The 22,763-nt window shown below is 60.3% G+C and carries 22 protein-coding genes; 8 read left to right on the top strand and 14 right to left on the bottom strand.

Annotated features, from left to right (window positions below):
• Positions 1 to 23: 23 nt before the first annotated feature.
• Genes recJ through xerD form a run of 3 tightly spaced genes read right to left on the bottom strand, consistent with a single transcriptional unit; the run spans position 24 to position 3,395 of the window.
• A complete protein-coding gene (gene recJ / locus LGM20_RS04195) occupies positions 24 to 1,757 on the bottom strand; it encodes a single-stranded-DNA-specific exonuclease RecJ (protein WP_044524681.1) in 1,734 nt (577 codons plus the stop codon).
• 5 nt (positions 1,758 to 1,762) lie between these two features.
• Entirely contained in the window at positions 1,763 to 2,476 is a 714-nt protein-coding gene (dsbC, locus tag LGM20_RS04190) for a bifunctional protein-disulfide isomerase/oxidoreductase DsbC (RefSeq protein ID WP_002916301.1), read from the bottom strand.
• Positions 2,477 to 2,498: 22 nt separating this feature from the next.
• A complete protein-coding gene (gene xerD, locus LGM20_RS04185) occupies positions 2,499 to 3,395 on the bottom strand; it encodes a site-specific tyrosine recombinase XerD (RefSeq protein ID WP_044524682.1) in 897 nt (298 codons plus the stop codon).
• Between the two features lie 100 nt (positions 3,396 to 3,495).
• On the opposite strand from xerD, the gene fldB reads away from it, so the two are divergent.
• On the top strand, positions 3,496 to 4,017 hold the full coding sequence (gene fldB / locus LGM20_RS04180; RefSeq protein ID WP_004205324.1) for a flavodoxin FldB: 522 nt from the start codon (positions 3,496 to 3,498) through the stop codon (positions 4,015 to 4,017).
• Between the two features lie 6 nt (positions 4,018 to 4,023).
• Here the strand turns inward: fldB and LGM20_RS04175 are convergent, their stop codons facing one another.
• A complete protein-coding gene (locus tag LGM20_RS04175) occupies positions 4,024 to 4,434 on the bottom strand; it encodes a protein YgfX (RefSeq protein WP_023290968.1) in 411 nt (136 codons plus the stop codon).
• The gene (gene sdhE / locus LGM20_RS04170; RefSeq protein ID WP_002916312.1) at positions 4,415 to 4,681 is read right to left on the bottom strand and encodes an FAD assembly factor SdhE; all 267 of its coding nucleotides are present in this window, start codon (positions 4,679 to 4,681) and stop codon (positions 4,415 to 4,417) included. Before sdhE ends, LGM20_RS04175 begins: the two co-directional genes overlap by 20 nt.
• Positions 4,682 to 4,926: 245 nt before the next feature.
• Between sdhE and ygfZ the strand changes: the two genes are divergently transcribed.
• Positions 4,927 to 5,910, top strand: coding sequence for a tRNA-modifying protein YgfZ (gene ygfZ, locus LGM20_RS04165; RefSeq protein WP_044524683.1), 984 nt, complete (start codon positions 4,927 to 4,929; stop codon positions 5,908 to 5,910).
• Between the two features lie 146 nt (positions 5,911 to 6,056).
• Here the strand turns inward: ygfZ and trhA are convergent, their stop codons facing one another.
• The gene (gene trhA / locus LGM20_RS04160; protein ID WP_008806429.1) at positions 6,057 to 6,716 is read right to left on the bottom strand and encodes a PAQR family membrane homeostasis protein TrhA; all 660 of its coding nucleotides are present in this window, start codon (positions 6,714 to 6,716) and stop codon (positions 6,057 to 6,059) included.
• Positions 6,717 to 6,879: 163 nt separating this feature from the next.
• Complete coding sequence (gene yqfB / locus LGM20_RS04155; protein ID WP_023290970.1) at positions 6,880 to 7,191, bottom strand: N(4)-acetylcytidine aminohydrolase; 312 nt, start codon at positions 7,189 to 7,191, stop codon at positions 6,880 to 6,882.
• 50 nt (positions 7,192 to 7,241) lie between these two features.
• On the opposite strand from yqfB, the gene LGM20_RS04150 reads away from it, so the two are divergent.
• From LGM20_RS04150 to LGM20_RS04125, 6 genes are all read left to right on the top strand, one after another.
• Complete coding sequence (locus LGM20_RS04150) at positions 7,242 to 7,970, top strand: MurR/RpiR family transcriptional regulator (protein ID WP_032454033.1); 729 nt, start codon at positions 7,242 to 7,244, stop codon at positions 7,968 to 7,970.
• Between the two features lie 118 nt (positions 7,971 to 8,088).
• The gene (locus LGM20_RS04145) at positions 8,089 to 9,522 is read left to right on the top strand and encodes a 6-phospho-beta-glucosidase (RefSeq protein WP_044524684.1); all 1,434 of its coding nucleotides are present in this window, start codon (positions 8,089 to 8,091) and stop codon (positions 9,520 to 9,522) included.
• 124 nt (positions 9,523 to 9,646) lie between these two features.
• Positions 9,647 to 10,006: a hypothetical protein gene (locus LGM20_RS04140; protein ID WP_044524685.1), complete on the top strand. Its 360-nt coding sequence runs from the start codon at positions 9,647 to 9,649 to the stop codon at positions 10,004 to 10,006.
• 49 nt (positions 10,007 to 10,055) lie between these two features.
• A complete protein-coding gene (locus tag LGM20_RS04135; protein ID WP_044524686.1) occupies positions 10,056 to 12,065 on the top strand; it encodes a protein-disulfide reductase DsbD family protein in 2,010 nt (669 codons plus the stop codon).
• Position 12,066: 1 nt separating this feature from the next.
• Positions 12,067 to 12,678 carry a DsbA family protein gene (locus LGM20_RS04130; RefSeq protein WP_023290975.1) on the top strand — a complete coding sequence of 204 codons (612 nt, stop codon included), beginning with the start codon at positions 12,067 to 12,069 and terminating at the stop codon, positions 12,676 to 12,678.
• Entirely contained in the window at positions 12,668 to 13,171 is a 504-nt protein-coding gene (locus LGM20_RS04125; protein ID WP_044524688.1) for a protein disulfide oxidoreductase, read from the top strand. Before LGM20_RS04130 ends, LGM20_RS04125 begins: the two co-directional genes overlap by 11 nt.
• Positions 13,172 to 13,287: 116 nt before the next feature.
• Here LGM20_RS04125 and LGM20_RS04120 read toward each other — a convergent pair whose 3' ends face one another.
• From LGM20_RS04120 to pepP, 7 genes are all read right to left on the bottom strand, one after another.
• The gene (locus LGM20_RS04120; RefSeq protein ID WP_023290977.1) at positions 13,288 to 14,031 is read right to left on the bottom strand and encodes an SDR family oxidoreductase; all 744 of its coding nucleotides are present in this window, start codon (positions 14,029 to 14,031) and stop codon (positions 13,288 to 13,290) included.
• Between the two features lie 61 nt (positions 14,032 to 14,092).
• Positions 14,093 to 16,966 (bottom strand): aminomethyl-transferring glycine dehydrogenase, encoded by a 2,874-nt coding sequence (gcvP, locus tag LGM20_RS04115; protein ID WP_044524689.1) that lies wholly within the window; start codon positions 16,964 to 16,966, stop codon positions 14,093 to 14,095.
• Positions 16,967 to 17,111: 145 nt separating this feature from the next.
• Positions 17,112 to 17,501: a glycine cleavage system protein GcvH gene (gene gcvH / locus LGM20_RS04110; protein ID WP_023290979.1), complete on the bottom strand. Its 390-nt coding sequence runs from the start codon at positions 17,499 to 17,501 to the stop codon at positions 17,112 to 17,114.
• A gap of 24 nt (positions 17,502 to 17,525) precedes the next feature.
• Positions 17,526 to 18,620 (bottom strand): glycine cleavage system aminomethyltransferase GcvT, encoded by a 1,095-nt coding sequence (gene gcvT / locus LGM20_RS04105; RefSeq protein ID WP_044524690.1) that lies wholly within the window; start codon positions 18,618 to 18,620, stop codon positions 17,526 to 17,528.
• A gap of 422 nt (positions 18,621 to 19,042) precedes the next feature.
• The gene (gene ubiI, locus LGM20_RS04100) at positions 19,043 to 20,245 is read right to left on the bottom strand and encodes an FAD-dependent 2-octaprenylphenol hydroxylase (protein ID WP_032454040.1); all 1,203 of its coding nucleotides are present in this window, start codon (positions 20,243 to 20,245) and stop codon (positions 19,043 to 19,045) included.
• Between the two features lie 10 nt (positions 20,246 to 20,255).
• Positions 20,256 to 21,434 (bottom strand): 2-octaprenyl-6-methoxyphenyl hydroxylase, encoded by a 1,179-nt coding sequence (ubiH, locus tag LGM20_RS04095; RefSeq protein WP_023290982.1) that lies wholly within the window; start codon positions 21,432 to 21,434, stop codon positions 20,256 to 20,258.
• The gene (gene pepP, locus LGM20_RS04090; protein WP_004205299.1) at positions 21,431 to 22,747 is read right to left on the bottom strand and encodes a Xaa-Pro aminopeptidase; all 1,317 of its coding nucleotides are present in this window, start codon (positions 22,745 to 22,747) and stop codon (positions 21,431 to 21,433) included. Before pepP ends, ubiH begins: the two co-directional genes overlap by 4 nt.
• Between the last annotated feature and the right edge of the window lie 16 nt (positions 22,748 to 22,763).

Here is a 22,763-nt window from a genome sequence, read left to right as displayed (position 1 = left end):
GCGCCCTTATTCATACACTGTTGTCAATTTGGCCAGAGGTGATCGATGATCAGCTGCAGGCTGCGGTTGCCGCGGAACTCATTGATGTCGAGCTTGTAGGCTAACTGGACTTCACGCACGCCGTTGTCGGGCCAGATGGAAGTATCCACGTTGAAGGCGATACCGTCCAGCAGCGGGCCGCCGTCAACCGGCTCGACCATCACCTTCAGGTGACGCTCGCCCACCAGCCGCTGCTGCAGCAGGCGGAAACGGCCGTCAAACAGCGGTTCCGGGAACATCTGTCCCCACGGCCCGGCGTCGCGCAGCATCTGCGCCACTTCCATGCTCATCTCCGCCGCCGCCAGCGGCCCGTCGGAAACGACCTCGCCCTGTAACAGCGCGGGATCCAGCCACTCGGTCACCAGCTCGCCAAAGCGCTGCTGAAACTCCTCAAAGCGCGCCTCTTCCAGCGATAATCCTGCCGCCATCGCGTGGCCGCCGAACTTCAGGATCAGCCCCGGATAGAGCGTATCGAGACGCTCCAGCGCATCGCGCATATGCAGCCCCTGAATGGAGCGGCCGGAGCCTTTCAGCGTGCCGTCGCCGGTGGGCGCAAAGGCGATCACCGGCCGGTGGAAACGTTCCTTAATTCGCGAGGCGAGGATGCCGACCACCCCCTGGTGCCACTGCGGATGGTACATCGCCAGCCCGCCGGGCAGGGTGTCGCTACTGCGTTCCAGCTGCTGACAGAGCGTTAGCGCTTCCGCCTGCATCCCCTGCTCGATCTCTTTGCGCGTCTGGTTGAGCGCGTCAAGCTCATTGGCTAACACGCGCGCTTCGCCAATGTTATCGCACAGCAGCAGCGCGACGCCGACCGACATGTCGTCCAGCCGCCCCGCCGCGTTCAGGCGCGGCCCGAGGGCAAAACCGAGGTCGCTGGCCGCCAGCTTTTGCGGATCGCGGTTGGCAATCTCCAGCAGCGCCTTAATACCGGGCCGACATTTGCCGGCGCGAATGCGGCTTAACCCCTGCCAGGTGAGAATACGATTGTTAGCATCCAGCGGCACGACGTCGGCAACGGTGCCAAGCGCCACCAGATCCAGCAGCTCGGCAAGGTTCGGCGCGGCGATGCCGCGGGCATCGAACCAGCCGTTATCACGCAGAAAGGTGCGCAGCGCCAGCATCAGATAGAACGCCACCCCGACCCCGGCCAGCGATTTCGACGGAAAGTCGCAATCGCGCAGGTTAGGGTTAACGATGGCCTCCGCCGCCGGCAGCGTCTCCCCCGGCAGGTGGTGATCGGTTACCAGCACCGGGATCCCCAGCGCATGGGCATGATCGACGCCGGCATGGGACGAGATCCCGTTGTCGACGGTCATGATCATCTGCGCGCCGCGGGCGTGGGCCTGATCGACCACTTCCGGGCTCAAGCCGTAGCCGTCTTCAAAACGGTTCGGCACCAGGTAGGAGACGTTGCCGTAGCCCAGCGCGCGCAGGGCCAGCACGCTGAGCGCGGTGCTGGTGGCGCCGTCGGCGTCAAAATCGCCGACTACGACAATGTGCAACCCTTTCTGGAAAGCGTCGTGCAGCATCCCGACCGCTTTTTCAACGCCGGTGAGCTGCGTCCACGGCAGCATGCCTTTGACGCTGCGCTCCAGCTCCTGGGCGCTGCGCACCCCGCGGCTGGCATACAGCCGCTGCAGCAGCGGCGGCAGATCGGCGGGTAAATCGACGCCGTCAACCGCCTCGCGGCGGCATAGTTGTATCTGTTGTTTCACGCGAATCAGTTACCGCTTGTCTGTTTTTTATGCTCGTCGAGGAACGCCTTCAGCTCTTTCGGCCCCTGATAGCCCGGCAGCACCATGCCGTTACTGAGGACCATCGCCGGGGTACCGTTGACGCCCATCTGCACGCCAAGGGTGTAGTGTTTAGCGATATCCACGCTGCAGCTCGCCGGCTGCACGCCCTTGCCGTTCATAGCGTCATCCAGCGCTTTGTTGCGATCTTTCGCGCACCAGATGGCCTTCATATCCTGCTCCGCCTGGCTCTGCAGTCCCTGGCGCGGGAAGGCGAGATAGCGCACGGTGATCCCCAGCGCGTTGTAGTCGCTCATCTGCTCATGCAGCTTGTGGCAATAACCGCAGGTGATGTCGGTGAAGACGGTAATGACGTGCTGCTCCTTCGGCGCTTTGTAGACAATCATTTCGTTGCTCAGCGCGTTCAGTTTACCCAGCAGCAGCTGGTTAGTGACATTGACCGGCTGCGCGCCGCTCACGTCGTACATCGGCCCCTGGATGATGTGCTTGCCGTCGTCGGTGACATACAGTACGCCGCTGTCGGTCAGCACCGTGCTCATCCCGGAAACCGGCGACGGTTGAATATCGGTGCTCTGCACACCCAGCTTCGCCAGCGACTGTTTAATTGCCGCGCTATCGGCATGCGCCGCCCCGGAAAGGGAAGCCGCCAGCAGGGTGAACATCAATAAACCTTTTTTCATACTCAGTCCTTTTGTTCAGCACTCACGCCCGCGGGTGGTGCTGTTGATGAAGTTGTCGCAGACGCTCGGTCGCCACGTGGGTGTAGATCTGCGTGGTGGAGAGATCGCTGTGTCCTAACAGCATCTGCACCACGCGCAGATCGGCGCCATGATTGAGCAAATGCGTGGCGAACGCATGGCGCAACACGTGCGGGGAGAGCTTTTCGCTGTCGATCCCCGCCAGCACGGCATAGTGTTTAATCCGGTGCCAGAAGGTCTGACGCGTCATCTGCTGGGCGCGCTGGCTGGGAAATAAGACATCCGACGCCACGCCGTTCAGCAGCCAGGGGCGACCATACTCGAGGTAATTTTCCACCCACAGTACCGCCTCTTCCCCCAGCGGCACCAGCCGCTCTTTATTGCCTTTGCCCACCACCCGCAGCACGCCCTGGCGCAGGCTGATGTCGCTCATCGTCAGCCCCACCAGCTCCGAGACGCGCAGGCCGGTGGCATACAGCACCTCCAGCATCGCTTTGTCGCGCAACTCCAGCGGCTGCTCCACCAGCGGGGCCTGCAGCAGACGCTCAACCTGCGCCTCACTGAGATCCTTCGGCAGCCGCTGCGGCAGCTTCGGCGAGGCCAGCAGCGCGCTGGGGTCGTCCGGGCGAATTTTTTCCCGGTACAGATGCTGGAAGAAACGACGCACGGCGCTCAGCAGGCGCGCGGTGCTGGTGGCTTTATAGCCGCCGGACTGCCGCTCGGCCAGCAGCGCCTGCAGGTCGTCGCTGCCGACGCTTACCAGCGACAGGCCGCGATGGTGTAGCCACTCCACCAGCATCGTCAAATCGCGACGGTAGGCGCTGAGCGTATTCTCCGCCAGATTGCGCTCCAGCCAAAGGGCATCGAGAAACTGTTCGATTAGTGCCAGATCCTGTTTCACATCGGCCTCTTTGTTCGTTAAACGCTCTCATTATGCCTTAAGAGGACGCCTTTCTGGTACACTGCCCGCCATTCACAGCAAGAATCGAGATGTTTACGCGATGAATATAGGTCTGTTTTACGGCTCCAGTACCTGCTACACCGAAATGGCCGCGGAGAAAATCCGCGATATCATCGGCCCTGAGCTGGTGACGTTGCACAATCTGAAAGATGACTCCCCCGCCCTGATGAGCCAGTACGATGTACTGATCCTCGGCATCCCGACCTGGGATTTCGGCGAAATTCAGGAAGACTGGGAAGCGGTTTGGGACCAGCTGGACACCCTGGACCTGGAGGGCAAAATCGTCGCGCTGTACGGCATGGGCGATCAGCTGGGCTATGGCGAATGGTTCCTTGACGCGCTGGGCATGCTGCATGACAAGCTGGCGACCAAAGGCGTGAAGTTTGTCGGCTACTGGCCAACCGAAGGCTATGAGTTCACCAGCCCGAAACCGGTGATCGCTGATGGCCAACTGTTCGTTGGCCTGGCGCTGGATGAAACCAACCAGTACGACCTGAGCGACGAGCGCATCCAGAGCTGGTGCGAGCAGATCCTCGGCGAAATGGCCGAACACTTCTCCTGACGCCGCTTACTCCTGCGCCGGTTTTTGCAGCACCAGCCGGCGCAGATCCCGCCACTCTCCGGGATCCATGCTGTCCGCCGCCAGCCACAGATGCTGACCGCGTCGGGTATCGACATGGCGCAAACGCAGCAACATACCGCTGTTGATGACCCACGGCGTCCCGAGGATCTCCCATTCGGCGTTTTGCCAGCGCAGCCGGGAATCGGTGAGCAGTTTTATCTCCCCGCGACGGGCATGGATCCGTCGCTGGCTGCGCACACAGTCAAAGACCACCAGCGACAGCAGCAGCAGCCAGATCGGGGTGTAGCTTAACGGCCAGGGAACCAGCAGCACCAGCGCCGCCACAACGCCGTGGAGCAGCAGGGAAAACCACTGCGCGCGCCAGGAGATACGGAGATCAGATTGCCACAGGACCACGTTCCCGATTCCGTGTCTGAATTAAGGTTACCATCCGCTGCAGCTCCGCATCGGCCGGTTTGCCGTGGTTCATCAGCCAGTTGAACAGATCCGGATCGTCATTTTCCAGCAGGCGAATGAACAGCTGTTTGTCAGCGTCGCTGAGGGTATCGTACTCATACTCAAAGAACGGCATGATGGAGATGTCGAGTTCGCGCATCCCGCGGCGGCATGCCCAGTGGATACGTGCTTTATTGTTAATGTCCATGTTGACCTTCCAGCAGCAAAATATAGGTTAGTTTAACCCGTTTTCTGCTGTAACTTTACAGGAATATCGCTGAATGCGAGCATCCTTCCATAAAAACCATAAAATAATGATGGGCTTATTGTTTTCCCGCGTCAGGCCGTCGCCAAACGTCAGCGCACAAATGGCCTGTTGAAAGCGCTTGCAATGCACTATAGCTCTTTTACCATTGGTCACACACACTGCGTTAAGCGATTCAGGATATGACTATGGCTTTTACACCTTTTCCTCCGCGTCAGCCTTCCTCTTCCGCTCGTCTGCCGTTAACGCTGATGACCCTGGATGACTGGGCGCTGGCGACAATTAGCGGACCGGACAGCGAAAAATATCTGCAGGGGCAGATTACCGCCGATGTGAGCAGTCTCACCGATGCCCAGCATCTGCTTGCCGCCCACTGTGACGCCAAAGGCAAGATGTGGAGCAACCTGCGCGTATTCCGCCGCGACGGCGGCTTCGCGTGGATTGAGCGCCGCAGCCTGCGCGACGCGCAGCTGACCGAGCTGAAAAAATATGCCGTCTTCTCCAAAGTCACCATCGCCGCCAACGACGATCTGGTTCTGCTGGGGGTGGCCGGCTTCCAGGCGCGCGCCGCGCTGGCGCCGCTGTTCGCCGCCCTGCCCGACGCCGCGACGCCGGTGATTAGCGAAGGCGCCACCAGCCTGCTGTGGTTTGAACACCCGGGCGAACGCTTCCTGCTGGTGACCGATGTCGACACCGCCAATCGCGTCACCGACGCGCTGCGCGGCGAAGCGCAGCTCAACAACAGCCAGCAGTGGCTGGCGCTGAATATTGAAGCCGGTCTGCCGGTTATCGACAGCGCCAACAGCGGGCAGTTCATTCCGCAGGCCACCAACCTGCAGGCGCTGGGCGGTATCAGCTTCAAAAAAGGGTGCTATACCGGCCAGGAAATGGTCGCCAGGGCGAAATTCCGCGGCGCCAATAAGCGCGCGCTGTGGACGCTGTCAGGTACCGCCAGCCGGGTGCCGGAGGCCGGAGAAGATCTGGAGCTGAAGATGGGCGAAAACTGGCGCCGCACCGGTACGGTGCTTACGGCGGTTCAGCTGGATGATGGCCAGCTGCTGGTGCAGGTGGTGATGAATAACGATATGGAGCCGGACAGCGTGTTCCGCGTGCGCGACGATGCCGGCAGCCTGCGCATCGAACCGCTGCCCTATTCACTGGAAGACGCGTAATAAAGCGTTATGACTCCCGGCTTGCGGCGCTCGCGCCTTAGCCGGGCTACTTGACTGCAGATAACCGTAGCCACGGTAAGCGCAGCGCCACCGTGGGATTTCCAGGCCGCAGATAACCGTAGCCACGGTAAGCCGTGGGATGTTTATCAGGACTGGCCGACGTACAGATAGATCGCCAGGAAGTGACACACGCTGCCGCCGAGCACGAAGCCATGCCAGATAGCGTGGTTATAGGGAATGCGTTTGCAGACGTAGAAGATGACCCCGAGCGAGTACACCACTCCGCCGACCGCCAGCAGCGTCACGCCTCCCACCGCCAGCTTTACCGCCAGCTGATAGACCACGATAAGCGACAGCCAGCCCATGGTCAGATAGGTGACCAGCGACAGGATTTTAAAGCGGTGCGCGATGGTCAGCTTAAACAGGATCCCCAGCAGCGCCAGGCTCCAGATGACGATCATCAGCCCCTTCGCCAGCGGCGAGTTCAGCCCTACCAGCAAAAACGGCGTATAGGTCCCGGCGATTAACAAGTAGATGGCGCAGTGGTCGAACTTTTTCAGCCACTGTTTCGCCCGCTGATGCGGGATCGCGTGATAGAGCGTGGAGGCGAGAAACAGCATAATCATGCTGCCGCCGTACAGACTGTAGCTGGTGATCGCCGTCGCGCTGGCGTTAGTGTCCACCGCCTGCACCAGCAAGAGTACGAGGCCGACGATACCGAACACCAGCCCGATCCCGTGACTGATGCTGTTGGCAACTTCCTCTGCCAGAGAATATCCCTGAGTGATTAATGGTTTGCGCACCATATTTGACTCCGTGAAAACAAGAACGCTTTCATTGCCCACTTAGGGTAACTGAGAATGATTCCAGTGAACACCTGTTAGCTAAAATAAAACGATGTATATTTGTAAACACATTAAAATCATAAAGTTACAATTTTATTTCAACTCACAGCTGTTCCTGATTGTCTTAAAGCGTTTTGAATTCAATGACATAAAACTGGTTCTCCCCAGGATAGATGTCGCTGATGACCTGACGCAGCTGCCCGAGGGTCATATTCTCCTGTTGAGCATGCTGGTCGGTCAGCGTGTCGAGAGTCACCGTCGAGGTCGCGGTTACGGCGATGGTGCAAAAATAGCCGTCGTCTTCATAGCGCCCGACGCGCAGCACATCGCCGGGCTTAAAGTGCGACTCCGCCGCATCGCGAATGGTGATCGTTTTGCGCCCGGCGAGGATGTCCTCCTGAAAGCGCTGAAAAAAGGTAATGTCATTGGCCTGCATGATATAATTCCGTCCTGGTCATTATGAATTGTGAGTTCGCCACTGTGAGTATGTTCTCCCACGCCGCTGTCGCCAGTCTCAATAATCTTGAGATGATGGTCTACCACTACGTCATTAAGAATCGTGACAAAGTGATGTACATGACCATCCGCGAACTGGCCGAAGCCGCCGGCGTCTCCACCACCACCGTGTTGCGCTTCTGCCGCAAACTGCAGTGCGAGGGCTACTCTGAATTTCGCGTGCGCTTTAAATTATATCTTGAGCAGAACGAGCCTCAACAGGCAAATATCGGCGCCAGCGAAATCATGAGCTTTTTTAAAAGCGTTAATAATGACGAGTTCGATGAATTACTCGAGCAGGCCGTCGATATTATTCTCGCCTCCGAACGTATTATTTTCGTCGGCGCAGGCACCTCGGGCGCGCTGGCGAAATATGGCGCCCGCTTCTTCTCCAACGTCGGGAAATTTAGTAATCATATTGATGACCCCTATTTTCCGGTGACTAACGATATGGCCCGTAACGCGCTGGCGATCGTGCTTTCCGTCTCCGGCGAGACAGAAGAGATCCTGCGCTTCGCCAGCCAGTTCAGCCTGCACCGCTGCAAGGTGATGTCCATTACCAGTCACGAACACTCGCGGCTGGCCAAACTGGCCGATTTCAATCTCTCCTGGCACGTGCCGCAGACGCGCATTGGCGGTGTCTACGATATTACGACGCAAATTCCAGTGATCTATATTCTCGAAACGCTCGGACGTAAATTAGCGCGCAAAATCAGCTAAAAATAACAGCCTGTTTTTTCGATGTAACTTATTACGTTTGGCGTGATTTGTTATATCGTGACATTCAATTTCACTTTGCTAGACTCGAGAGCAATAGTTATTAGAGAGATTAGCCAGGATGAAAAAATTAACCCTTCCGAAAGATTTTTTATGGGGCGGCGCGGTTGCCGCGCATCAGGTTGAAGGCGGCTGGGATCAGGGCGGCAAAGGCCCGAGCATCTGCGACGTACTGACCGGCGGGGCGCACGGCGTGCCGCGTGAAATCACCCACCAGGTTGAAGCCGGCAAATATTACCCCAACCACGAAGCGGTGGATTTCTACGGCCGCTATAAAGAAGACATCAAACTGTTCGCCGAGATGGGCTTCAAATGCTTCCGTACCTCTATCGCCTGGACCCGCATCTTCCCGCAGGGCGACGAGACCCAGCCGAATGAGGAGGGGCTGAAGTTCTACGACGACATGTTCGACGAGCTGCTGAAGTACAACATCGAGCCGGTGATCACCCTCTCCCACTTCGAGATGCCCCTGCACCTGGTGCAGCAGTACGGCGGCTGGACCAACCGTAAAGTGGTCGATTTCTTTGTGCGCTTCGCCGAAGTGGTCTTCGAGCGCTATAAGCACAAAGTGAAATACTGGATGACCTTCAACGAGATCAATAACCAGCGTAACTGGCGCGCGCCGCTGTTCGGCTACTGCTGCTCCGGGGTGGTTTATACCGAGCATGACAACCCGGAAGAGACCATGTACCAGGTGCTGCACCATCAGTTCGTCGCCAGCGCGCTGGCGGTGAAAGCGGCGCGTGGTATTAACCCGGACATGCAGGTCGGCTGCATGCTGGCGATGGTCGCCCTCTACCCTTACTCCTGCAAACCGGAAGATGTGATGTTTGCTCAGGAGTCGATGCGCGAGCGCTACGTCTTTACCGACGTTCAGCTGCGCGGTTACTATCCGAGCTATGTGCTGAATGAGTGGGAGCGCCGCGGCTTCAACATCCAGATGGAAGATGGCGACGCGCAGATCCTGCGCGAAGGCACCTGCGCTTATCTTGGCTTCAGCTACTACATGACCAACGCGGTGAAAGCCGAAGGCGGCACCGGCGACGCCATTTCCGGCTTCGAAGGCAGCGTGCCGAATCCGCACGTCAAAGCCTCCGACTGGGGCTGGCAGATTGACCCGGTCGGTCTGCGCTATTCCCTGTGTGAATTGTATGAGCGCTACCAGAAGCCGCTGTTTATCGTCGAGAACGGCTTTGGCGCCTACGACAAAGTCGAAGCCGACGGCAGCATCAACGATGACTACCGCATTGACTACCTGCGCGCCCACGTCGAAGAGATGATGAAAGCCGTCACCTACGACGGCGTCGATCTGATGGGCTATACCCCGTGGGGCTGCATCGACTGCGTCTCCTTCACCACCGGCCAGTACAGCAAACGCTACGGCTTCATCTACGTCAACAAACACGACGACGGCACCGGCGATATGTCCCGCTCGCGCAAGAAGAGCTTCAACTGGTACAAAGAGGTCATCGCCAGCAACGGTGAGAATCTGTAATTGACTGCCCTCTCCCGGCCGGGGGAGGGCAAATCGCTTATCCGCCAGACACTTCTTTACAGCTTTACCATTGCCAAAACGCGTTCGCCCGATAAGATATGCCTCGTGAATATTTGAGGCGCTCATGATTAAGCGACAACGCAAAGCCATTCTTTTTGTCCTCCTGGCCTGTATGGTGGTGCTGGTCTGCACCGCCCAGCGAATGGCCGGGATGCACGCGCTGGTCATGAACCTCGCTGCCGACAGCCCGTCGCTACAGCAAACCCAGGATAAGGCCGACGCGCCGGTCACGCCGTGCGAGCTCAGCGCCAAGTCGCTGATGGCCGTCCCGCCGATGCTGTTCGAAGGGGCGCTGTTGGCTATCACCCTGCTGCTGGCGGTGCTGGCGGCGATCCCGCCGCGTATCGAACACCAGTGGCCTCCCCGCGTTATCTCCCCGCCCCGATTGCGGGTGCATCTGCGATTATGCGTCTTCCGTGAGTGACTGATTTTCCTGACAGTTCAGGTTAATTCATCATTTATGGAGCAAATTTATGTCTATGTTATTCAGGCGACTACTGGTCTGCCTGCTTTGGCTATGGCTGCCCGTCAGCCAGGCCGCCGACAGCGGCTGGCTACGCGCCGCCGATAATCAACACGCCAGCGTGCGCCTGCGGGCGCAAACCGAGAGCAATGGCGATACCCGCCTGCTTTTAGACGTGGCTCTGGAAAAGGGCTGGAAAACCTACTGGCGCTCGCCAGGGGAAGGCGGCATCGCGCCGGTTATCGCCTGGGGCACGCCGCTGGCGGTTGACTGGCGCTGGCCGACGCCGCAGCGTTTCGACGTTGCGGGCATTTCCACTCAGGGGTATCACGGCGACGTCAGCTTCCCGATGACCCTGCGCGGGAAGATACCGCCGACGCTCAGCGGCGTACTGACATTATCCACCTGCAGCAATGTCTGCATTCTCACTGACTATCCCTTTTCGCTGGATATGACGGCCCCGCCAGGGGAGGGTTTTGCCTACGATTACACCCGTGCGATGGGCACGCTGCCGCTGCGCGATGGCCTGACTTCGCAGCTGAGCGCCAGCTACGTCAGCGGCAAACTGACGGTGACCGCCCGCCGTGATGCCGGCTGGCAGCAACCAGCGCTGTTTATCGACAGCATGGAGGATGTCGATTTCGGCAAGCCGAGCTTTACCACCCGCGGCGATACGCTAACCGCCAGCGTGCCGGTCACCGATAGCTGGGGCGAAGCGGCGCCGGATCTACGCGGTAAAACGTTGTCGCTGGTACTGGCGGATAGCGGCCAGGCGCAGGAAAGCCAGCTCGCTATCCGCGCAGGCAGCGCCGCGCCGGGAGCGGCGTTAGGCTGGGTGCTGCTGATGGCGCTGGCCGGGGGGCTTATCCTCAATGTAATGCCCTGCGTCCTGCCGGTGCTGGCGATGAAGCTCGGCTCGCTGGTGCAAACCGAACATCGCGAACGCGGCGCGGTGCGCCGACAGTTCCTCGCCTCGGCGTGCGGGATCGTCGTCTCGTTCCTGGCGCTGGCGCTGATGATGACCGCGCTACGCCTGGGTAATCAGGCGCTCGGCTGGGGGATCCAGTTCCAGAACCCGTGGTTTATCGGCGCCATGGCGCTGGTGATGGTCCTGTTCAGCGCCAGTCTGCTGGGGCTGTTCGAAATCCGCCTCTCCTCCACCGCCAGCACCTTCCTCGCCACCCGAGGCGGCAACGGCTTAATGGGCCATTTCTGGCAGGGCGCCTTCGCCACCCTGCTGGCGACGCCCTGCACCGCGCCATTCCTTGGCACCGCCGTGTCGGTGGCGCTGGTGGCGCCGCTGCCGCTGCTGTGGGGGATTTTCTTCGCCATGGGGATCGGTATGAGCCTGCCGTGGCTGCTGATCGTCGCCTGGCCGGGGCTGGCGCAACGCCTTCCGCGCCCAGGCCGCTGGATGAATCATCTGCGGGTGGCGCTGGGGGTGATGATGCTGGGCTCGGCGCTATGGCTGGTCAGCCTGCTGACGATCCACATCGGCCGTACCCCGGTGCTTACCCTGCTGGTGGTACTGACCGTAGCCCTGCTGCTGGCCACCGCCTGGCGCTACCGCTGGCGGACAGCGCTGCGCGCAGGGGCTCTGGCCATCGTGGTGGCCGGCGCCGTCGCCTTTGTCTCCCGGCCTGACGGCGAGGGCCCGCGCCGCGACCGGGTTAACTGGCAGCCGCTCAGCGAGCAGGCTATCGCCAGCGCCCTGGCGGAACATAAGCGGGTGTTTATTGATGTCACCGCCGACTGGTGCGTGACCTGTAAAGCCAATAAATACAACGTGCTGCTGCGCGATGACGTCCAGCAGGCGCTGTTAGCGCCGGACGTGGTCGCCCTGCGCGGCGACTGGAGCCGCCCCTCCGCCACGATTAGTCAGTTTTTAACCGACCGCGGCAGCGCCGCGGTGCCGTTTAACCAGATTTACGGACCGGGATTGCCGCAGGGAGAGATCCTGCCTGCGCTGTTAGATCGCGAACACCTCCTCGCCACCCTGTCCGCCGCCAAAGGAAACTAACATGAGAGCTATCACCGCCTTATTGCTGCTGTGCGTATCCGCCTTCAGCTTCGCCGCCCCGGCGGAAGAACCACCAGCAAACGGTAATGACCAGCTGGCGCAGCTGCTGTTTAACGATCCGAACAGCCCGCGCACCGGCGCCAAAGCGCCGAAGCTGACGATCGTCTCGTTTACCGATTACAACTGTCCTTACTGTAAACAGTTTGATCCGATGCTGGAAAAAATCGTCCACGATAACCCGGACATCCAGCTGATCGTGAAGCTGCTGCCGTTCAAGGGGCAAAGTTCGGTCAATGCCGCCAAAGCGGCGCTCTCTACCTGGCGCCAGCAGCCCGATAAGTTCTGGGCGCTGCATCAGCGGCTGATGGCGAAAAAAGGCTATCACGATGACGCCAGCATCGCCGCGGCGCAGAAGAAAACCGCCACCGACAGCGTCAGTCTCGATGACAAGACCATGGATTCACTGAAGATGAACCTGATTTTGTCGCAGGTGCTGAATATTCAGGGCACGCCGGCGACCATCATCGGCGATCAGATGGTGGCCGGGGCGATCCCTGCTGACGAACTGGAGGGGCTGGTGAAAGAGCAGCTGGCGAAAGCCCGTGGCCAGTAAGCTCAGGCGCTGGCTGCGTGAGCTGGCGGTGTGGCTGCTGATTGGCGCGGCGGTGGGCCTGGCGGTGGATTATTTTCGCCAGCCCGCGCGGCCGCAAAACGTCAGCGCCACATCGCTGCACACCCTCGACGGCAGGGCGGTGGATCTGAACGCCATGAGCCAGCAAAAGCCGCTGCTGCTGTACGTCTGGGCCACCTGGTGCGGGGTCTGTCGCTACACCACGCCGTCGGTGGCATCGCTTGCCGACGATGGCGGCAATGTGCTGACCGTGGCCCTGCGATCCGGCGATAACGCCGCGCTGGAGACGTGGCTTGCCAGAAAGAAACTGGCGCTGCCGACGGTGAATGACCCGAGCGGCCAGCTGGCGCGGCAGTGGGACATTCGGGTGACGCCAACGCTGGTGGTGATTTATCGAGGCGAGGCGAAGTCGGTCACCACCGGCTGGACCAGCGGCTGGGGAATGCGTCTGCGGCTGTGGCTGGCCACCTGGTAGGCCAGCCACTTTACCGGACTTTATGCCGGGTGACGGCTACGCCTTACCCGGCCTACCGTTCGCCTTACCCCCATGCCCGGCAAACGCAGCGCCGCCGGGCAATTGACATCAGCGGGTTATTTACCGCCCGCCAGTTCGAGGAAACTGCCCGTCACATAAGACGCTTTGTCGCTCAGCAGCCAGGCAATGGCCTGAGCGACCTCTTCCGGCTGACCGCCGCGCCGCATCGGCAGCGAATGCTTCACCCGATCCACGCGCCCCGGTTCGCCGCCGGAGGCGTGCATCTCGGTATAAATCAGCCCAGGGCGCACGCCATTTACCCGGATCCCCTGCGCCGCCACCTCCAGCGCCAGCCCGGTGGTCAGGGTATCCACCGCCCCTTTCGACGCGGCGTAATCAACATATTCTCCCGGCGAGCCAAGGCGCGACGCCGCCGACGACACGTTAACTATCGCCCCGCCCTTGCCGCCATGCTGATGCGCCATGCGCTTGACCGCCTCGCGGCAGCAGAGGAAATAGCCGGTCACGTTGGTCGCCAGCACGCGGTTAATGCGCTCGGCGCTCAGGCTCTCCACCGTACACTGGGTAAAGAGGATCCCGGCGTTGTTGACCAGCGCCGTCAGCGGCTCGCCCATGCGGTCAATCGCCTCAAACATCGCCATCACCTGCGCTTCATCACTGATATCCGCCCGCAGCGCCGTGGCTTTGCCGCCGGCGGCAACAATGGTATTCACCACCTCGGTGGCAGCGTTAATATTGTGATGATAATTGACCGCGACAGTATACCCTTCCTGCGCCAGCAGCAGCGCCGTCGCCCGACCTATTCCGCGGCTCGCGCCGCTAATCAGTGCTATCCCCATGCTTCTCTCCCAAAAAATAAAGGCGCCGCAGCGCCTTTAAAAGTATAGCTAATTCCGCACGTTACTGATATTCGCTCATCGGCACGCAGGAGCAGAACAGATTACGGTCGCCGTACACGTCGTCCAGGCGTTTCACCGTCGGCCAGTATTTGTTGTGCAGACCCGCCGGGAATACCGCCAGCTCGCGGCTGTACGGATGGTTCCATTCCCCAACGATCTCACCCTGGGTATGCGGCGCGTTCACCAGCGGGTTGTCTTCCAGCGGCCATTCACCGGCTTTGACGCGGTCGATTTCCGCGCGGATCGCCAGCATCGCGTCGATAAAGCGGTCCAGCTCTACCTTGCTTTCCGATTCCGTCGGCTCAACCATCAGCGTACCCGCTACCGGGAAGGACATGGTCGGCGCATGGAAGCCAAAGTCGATCAGGCGCTTGGCGATATCCAGCTCGCTAATGCCGGTCTCTTCTTTCAGCGGACGAATATCGAGAATACATTCGTGCGCCACGCGACCATCGCGACCGGTGTAGAGCACCGGGTAGGCGTCTTTCAGACGGGTAGCGATGTAGTTGGCGTTAAGGATCGCATTCTGGCTCGCCTGCTTCAGCCCTTCCGCGCCCATCATACGGATATACATCCAGCTGATCGGCAGGATGGACGCGCTGCCGAACGGCGCAGCGGAAACCGCGCCCTGACGGGTCAGCATCCCTTCAATCTGCACCACGCTGTGACCCGGCACGAACGGCGCCAGGTGCGCTTTCACGCCGATTGGGCCCATACCCGGGCCGCCGCCGCCGTGCGGAATGCAGAACGTTTTATGCAGGTTGAGGTGCGAAACGTCAGCGCCGATATAGCCCGGAGAGGTGATCCCGACCTGGGCGTTCATGTTGGCGCCGTCAAGGTAAACCTGGCCGCCGAACTGGTGCACGATCTCGCACACTTCGCGAATGGTCTCTTCATATACGCCGTGGGTCGACGGATAGGTGACCATGATGCAGGAGAGATTCGCCCCCGCCTGCTCTGCTTTTTCACGCAGGTCGGCGAGATCGATGTTGCCGTTTTTGTCGCACGCGACCACCACCACCTGCATACCCGCCATCTGCGCGGAAGCCGGGTTGGTGCCGTGCGCGGAGCTTGGGATCAGGCAGATATCGCGATGGCCTTCGTTGCGGCTCTCGTGGTAGTGGCGAATCGCCAGCAGGCCAGCATATTCGCCCTGCGCGCCGGAGTTCGGCTGCATGCAGACGGCGTCATAGCCGGTCAGTTTCACCAGCCAGTCGGAGAGCTGAGCGATCATCTGATGATACCCTTCCGCCTGCTCTACCGGGCAGAACGGGTGCAGCTCAGCGAACTCCGGCCAGGTGATGGGGATCATCTCCGCCGCGGCGTTCAGCTTCATGGTGCAGGAGCCCAGCGGGATCATCGCCTGGTTCAGCGCCAGATCTTTACGCTCCAGGGCGTGCATGTAGCGCATCATCTCGGTCTCGCTATGGTAGCGGTTGAACACCGGATGGGTGAGGATCGCATCGTCGCGCAGCATCGCCGCCGGGATGGAGCGGCTGTCCAGCGCCACGTCTTTATCCAGGGTATCGATGTCCAGACCATGATCGTCGCTGACGATGGCGCGGAAGAGGTTGAGCACGTCTTCGCGGGTGGTCGCTTCATCGAGCGTAATGCCCACCGCGCCGTGAATATCGCTGCGCAGGTTAATCTGCAGGGCTTCGGCACGCGCCAGCACCGCGGCTTTATCCGCCACTTCCACGCACAGGGTGTCGAAGTAGTGGGCATGACGCAGCTTCAGCCCTTTCTTTTGCAGGCCATCGGCCAGAATGTCAGTCAGGCGATGAATGCGGCCTGCGATACGTTTCAGACCCGCCGGGCCGTGGAATACCGCGTACAGGCTGGCGATGTTGGCCAGCAGCACCTGCGAGGTACAAATGTTGGAGTTCGCTTTCTCGCGGCGGATATGCTGTTCGCGAGTCTGCATCGCCATGCGCAGCGCGGTATTCCCCGCCGCATCTTTCGATACGCCGATAATCCGGCCCGGCATGGAGCGTTTGAATTCATCTTTCGCCGCGAAGAAGGCCGCGTGCGGGCCGCCATAGCCCATCGGCACGCCGAAGCGTTGGGCGGAGCCGAAGACGATATCCGCCCCCTGCTTGCCCGGCGCCGTCAGCAGCACCAGCGCCATAAAGTCGGCAGCGACGCTGACAATCACTTTGCGCGCTTTCAGCTCGGCGATCAGTTTGCTGTAATCGTGGATTTCGCCGGTGGTGCCCACCTGCTGCAGCAGCACGCCGAAGACATCCTGGTGATCGAGCACTTTGTCAGCGTCATCGACGATCACGTCGAAACCGAAGGTTTCCGCACGAGTGCGCACCACGTCCAGGGTTTGCGGATGGACGTCGGCGGCGACGAAGAAACGGTTGGCGTTTTTCAGTTTGCTGACGCGTTTGGCCATCGCCATCGCTTCGGCGGCGGCGGTCGCTTCATCAAGCAGCGAAGCGGAAGCAATATCCAGCCCGGTGAGATCCAGCGTAACCTGCTGGAAGTTGAGCAGCGATTCCAGACGGCCCTGGGAGACTTCCGGCTGGTAAGGGGTATAGGCGGTATACCAGCCCGGATTTTCCAGCATGTTGCGCTGAATAACCGGCGGCAGCTGCACGGCGGTGTAGCCCATGCCGATGTAAGACTTGAAGCGCTTGTTGCGACCGGCGATCGCCTTCAGCTCTGCCAGCGCGGCGAATTCGGTTGTCGCGTCGCCCACCTGCGGTGGGGTCGCCAGCTGGATATCCTGCGGCACAATCTGGCCGATCAGGGCGTTAAGCGAATCCGCGCCGACGGTCTTCAGCATCTCTTGCTGCTGCTGAGCGTCCGGGCCAATGTGACGTTCGATAAAGGCGTCGCGGTTTTCAAGCTGACTTAAAGTCTGAGTCATGAGCGATGGTTCCTGAAACGTGCGGTGAATCGTGATTGTCTGACTGGTTTGCCCGGCAAACGCTGATGCTTACCGGGCCGGAATACGCAAAATCGTCCGCGCGGCAGGAAGCCAACGCCCCTGCAGCGTGAAGGATGAAACGTATTTATTCGTCTTCTAACAGAGCTTCATAGGCGGTCGCATCCAGCAGCGCGGCAACCTGCGCTTCATCGCTGGCTTTGATTTTGAAGATCCAGCCGTCGGTGTACGGGTCGCTGTTGACCAGTTCCGGCGAGTCGTTCAGCTCTTCGTTAACGGCAACGATTTCACCGCTGATCGGGGCATAAATATCGGAAGCCGCCTTCACGGATTCGGCAACCGCGCAATCGGCGCCCGCTTCAACGGTGGCGCCCACTTCCGGCAGATCAACGAATACCATATCGCCCAGCAGCTCCTGCGCATGCTCGGTGATCCCGACGGTATAGGTGCCGTCCGCTTCTTTACGCAGCCACTCGTGTTCTTTGCTGTATTTCAGTTCTGCTGGTACGTTGCTCATCAATTCATCTCCAAAAAAGGGAAATCACACAATGGCTTTGCCATTGCGTACAAAACCAGGTTTAGTCACTTTTACCGGCATTTCACGGTTACGAATTTGCACCACCGCGGTGTCGCCTATCCCGGCCGGCACGCGAGCCAGCGCGATACTGTAGCCCAGGGTCGGCGAGAAGGTGCCGCTGGTGATAATGCCTTCTTTTTGAGTACCGTCGCTATCGGTAAAACGTACCGGCAGGCCGCCGCGCAGGACGCCTTTCTCGGTCATCACCAGGCCAACCAGCTGTTCGGTGCCCTTTTCACGCTGCATCTCCAGCGCTTCGCGACCGATAAAGTTACGATCCGCCGGTTCCCAGGCAATAGTCCAGCCCATATTCGCCGCCAGCGGAGAGACGCCTTCGTCCATCTCCTGGCCATACAGGTTCATCCCGGCCTCCAGGCGCAGGGTATCGCGCGCGCCGAGACCGCACGGCTTAACGCCAGCGCCCAGCAGACCGCGCCAGAAATCCGCCGCCTGCTCGTTCGGCATGGCGATTTCATAACCCGCTTCGCCGGTATAGCCGGTGGTGGCGATAAACAGCTCGCCGGCCTGCACGCCGAAGAACGGCTTCATACCTTCCACGGCCTGACGCTGCGCGTCGGTGAACAGCGTCGCCGCCTTCGCTTTCGCCTGCGGCCCCTGGACCGCGATCAGCGACAGATCGTCGCGAACGATGATTTCAAGGCCGTAAGGTTCAGCTTGTTCGGAAATCCAGGCGAGGTCTTTTTCGCGGGTGGCGGAGTTAACAACGAGGCGGAAATAATCTTCAGAGAGGAAATAGACAATCAGGTCGTCGATGACGCCGGCGGAGGCGGTCAGCATGCCGGTGTAGAGCGCTTTGCCCGGGGTGGTGAGCTTCGCCACGTCGTTGGCCAGCAAATAGCGCAAGAACTCTCTGGTCCGGCTGCCGTGGAAATCAACGATGGTCATATGCGACACATCGAACATGCCTGCGTCGCCGCGCACCGCATGGTGCTCATCAATCTGGGATCCGTAATGCAGCGGCATCATCCAGCCATGGAAATCCACCATGCGCGCGCCGCACAGCGTGTGTTGTTCATACAACGGAGTCTGTTGAGCCATCTTTTCCTCATCGAATAAAACGGAACCAGCCACGAGATTGTCGGCGATTTTTCGCCACGAAATGGGGCGTCGGCATCGCTGACGGACACCGACGCAAACGTTCTCTTTTGCCTGAACTTACCACCGAACCCGGCGCTAAACCATAAGCTCATTCAGGGCATCACATTAGCTTATGACTAAAATCCGCCGAAAAGCCTACAGAGTTATTGACTGGAAAAAAGCGATTTACGCCACATAAAATTAACAATACCGCGACTCTAATTAGGTAATGATGGTGTTTTGTGCGATTTTATAGCCCTAATTTCTTTAACAAAAAAAAGGACGCATTAATAAATCTAATGCGAAAAAAGAGGTGAAATTAGAATATTTCAAATGAGGGGGAAAACCCGGCGTGCAGGCCGGGTGAAAGAAGTGTGACGCGGTTAACGTAACCAGGCAGGCAGATCGTTAAGGCCCATCGCCTGGCGAATCAGCTGCGGTTTCACGCCCGGCAGCGTATCGGCCAGTTTCAGCCCCATGTCGCGGAGGAACTTCTTCGCCGGATGGCTACCGGAAAACATGTCGCGGAAGCCCTGCATACCCGCCAGCATCAGCGCGGCGCTGTGCTTGCGGCTGCGCTCGTAGCGGCGCAGATAAAGATGCTGGCCGATATCTTTGCCCTGGGCGTGCAGACGCTTCAGTTCGTCGATAAGCTCGGCGGCATCCATAAAGCCGAGGTTGACGCCCTGCCCGGCCAGCGGGTGGATGGTATGCGCGGCATCGCCGACCAGCGCCAGGCGGTGGGCGGCGAACTGGCGGGCATAGCGGCCGGTCAGCGGGAAGACTTCACGTGCGCTTTCCAACTGGCAGAGGCCAAGGCCATTATCGAAGGCGATATTTAACGCCTGGTTAAAGGTGGCTTCATCAGCCTCCTGCATCCGCTGCGCCTCCGCCGGCGACAGCGACCAGACGATCGAGCACAGGTGCGGATCGCAGAGCGGCAGGAAGGCGAGGATCCCGTCGCCATGAAATACCTGGCGCGCCACCGCCTGATGTGGCTCAGCGGTACGGATAGTCGCCACCAGCGCGTGATGATGGTAATCCCAGAAGGTCAGCGGAATATCGGCTTTATTGCGCAGCCACGAATTCGCCCCATCGGCGCCGATCACCAGACGCGCGGTGAGCATGCTGCCGTCCTGCAGGCTGAGAAAGGCCTCATTTTCGCCCCACGCCACCTGCTGCAGTTGCGCAGGTGCCAGCAGGGTGACGTCGGCGCAGCGCTGCGCCTTCTGCCACAGCGCATAATGCACCACGGCGTTTTCAATAATATGGCCCAGATGGCTGAAGCCCATGCTCTGGTCATCAAAGCTAATGCGGCCGAAGCTGTCTTTGTCCCACACTTCCATTCCGTGATAGCAGCTGGCGCGTCGGGCAACGATCTCGCGCCAGACGTCCAGCTTCGTCAGCAGCTTTTCGCTGGCGGCGTTTATTGCCGACACGCGCAGCGCCGGCGGCGCATCGGCGGCCAGCGGCTGCGGCTCCGCTTTCTCCAGCACCGCGACGCGCAGGCCGCTGCCCTGTAAACCGCAGGCTACCGCCAGCCCCACCATTCCACCGCCAACAATGGCAACATCAACACTTTGCACGTTCTACTCCTTAACGGGGAACCCAACCGAGGGTACGCTGCGCCAGCGCATCGCGCGCCGGGGTAAATAATTCCATGGCCATCAGACCGACATTGCGCCCCGCCACCAGCGGCGCCCAACGGTTGGCAAACAGATGCACCAGCCCATCGGTCACGCCGATGGTGGCGGCTTTATCCCCTGTTCTGCGCGCCTGATAGCGACACAGCAGCGGATAATGGCCGACATCTTCGCCGCTGAGATGGGCGTCAGCGAGCAGCTCCGCCAGACTCATCACATCGCGCAGGCCGAGATTAAAGCCCTGCCCGGCAATCGGGTGCAGCGTCTGCGCCGCGTTACCGACCAGCGCCAGGCGGTGCGACACCGCGCGGCTGGCGGTGGTGAGGGCCAACGGATAGACGCTGCGCTTCCCGGCGTGGGTAATGCGCCCCAAACGCCAGCCGAACGCCTGCTGCAGCTCCTGACAAAAGCGTTCGTCAGACCAGCTCAGCACCTCGTCGCGGCGCGACTGCGGATGACACCACACCAGCGAGCAGCGCCCTTGCGACATCGGCAGCATCGCCAGCGGGCCATGCTCGGTAAAACGTTCGAAAGCGCGGCCTTCGTGGGGCAGCGCGGTGCTTACGTTGGCGATAATCGCCAGTTGCTCATAGGGCTGTTGTTGCCAGCTGATGCCGCAGCGGGCGCCCAGCGACGAACGCGAACCGTCCGCTGCCACCAGCAGCTTGCCGCTGATCGTTTCGCCACCCTCAAGGGTAAGGCTGACGCTCTCCTGGCTGCGGCTGACCGCTGCCACCTTCGCCGGGCAATGCAGCGTCACGCCCGGCGCCTCGCGCAGCAGGCTAAACAGTCGCTGGCCGACATCGTGGAGTTCAACCACCTGACCCAGCGCCGGCAGGCGATAATCCGCCGCCGCCAGATTCACAAAACCGGCATGGCCGCGGTCGCTGACGTGTACCCGCTGGATAGCCGTCGCCCGCTCGGCGAGACGTTGCCAGACACCGATACGCGCCAGCTGCTGGCAGGTGCCGGCGGCCAGGGCGATCGCCCGGTCGTCGAAGCCGGGATGGCGAGCCGACTGGGGATCCTGCGCCTCAATCAGATGGACCGGCAGCGCGCCGCCGGTCAAACGGGAGATGGCCAGGGCGAGCGTCGCCCCGGTCATCCCGCCGCCGACGATCAGCACGCTCATGACTGGCGCGCCGCCGCCATCAGCGCTTCGATCTCATCCGCCTTCTTCACCACGCCGGCGGTGAGATTTTCGTTGCCGTCTTCGGTAATGACGATGTCATCTTCAATACGGATGCCGATGCCGCGGTACTGCGCCGGCACGTCGGCGTCGGCGGCGATATACAGCCCCGGTTCGACGGTCAGCACCATCCCCGGCTCCAGGACGCGAGAACGGTCGGTGTCGTAGTGACCGACATCGTGTACATCCAGCCCCAGCCAGTGGCTCAGACCGTGCATAAAGTACGGGCGGTGGGCATTGTTGGCGATCAGCTCGTCAACCTCGCCTTTGAGGATCCCCAGCCGCACCAGGCCGGTGATCATAATGCGCACCACTTCCTGGTTCACCTGGCAGATTGAGGTGCCCGGGCGATAGAGTTCCAGCGCGGTCTCCAGCGATTCCAGCACGATATCGTAGATTTCGCGCTGCGGCTGGCTGAATTTGCCGTTCACCGGGAAGGTGCGGGTAATGTCGCCGGCATAGCCGCGATACTCGCAGCCGGCGTCAATCAGCACTAAGTCGCCGTCGCGCAGTTCAGATTCGTTTTCGGTGTAGTGCAGAATGCAGCCGTTTTCGCCGCCGCCAACGATGGTGTTATAGGAGGGGAAGCGCGCGCCGTGGCGATTGAATTCATGGAGAATTTCGCCCTCCAGCTGATACTCGAACATGCCAGGGCGGCATTTTTCCATCGCCCGGGTATGGGCCAGGGCGCTGATCTCCCCGGCGCGGCGCATCACGGCCAGCTCTTCCGCGGATTTGAACAGGCGCATCTCATGCACAATGGGCCGCCAGTCGATCACCGAGTTCGGCGCCTGCAGGTTCTGCCGCGAGCCTTTGCGGAGTTTTTCGAGGGCGTTGAACACAATCTCATCGGCATAGGCATATTCGCCCTGGGCAAAATAGATAGCGTCCAGACCGTTGAGCAGCTGATACAGCTGCTGGTTGATTTCGCTGAACGCCAGCGCCCGGTCAACGCCCAGCTTCGCCGGCGCGGCCTCCTGGCCCAGACGGCGACCGAACCAGATCTCAGCGGTCAGATCGCGAACCCGGTTGAACAGCACGCTATGGTTGTGGGTTTCATCGCTTTTAATCAACACCAGCAGCGCTTCCGGTTCGTTGAAGCCGGTGAAGTACCAGAAATCGCTGTTCTGCCGGTAGGGATATTCCGAATCTGCACTGCGCACCGCTTCCGGTGCGGCGAAAATCAGCGCCGCGCTGCCTGGCTGCATCTGCGCCAACAGCGCCTGGCGACGCGAGAGAAATTCCTGCTGAGTCATGACGCCCCCTGAACGA

This window comes from Klebsiella quasipneumoniae subsp. quasipneumoniae (assembly GCF_020525925.1).
Classification (GTDB): Bacteria; Pseudomonadota; Gammaproteobacteria; order Enterobacterales; family Enterobacteriaceae; genus Klebsiella; species Klebsiella quasipneumoniae.
The sequence above is the reverse complement of the archived record's forward strand: the minus strand, read 5'-3'. Positions and strand labels throughout refer to the sequence as shown.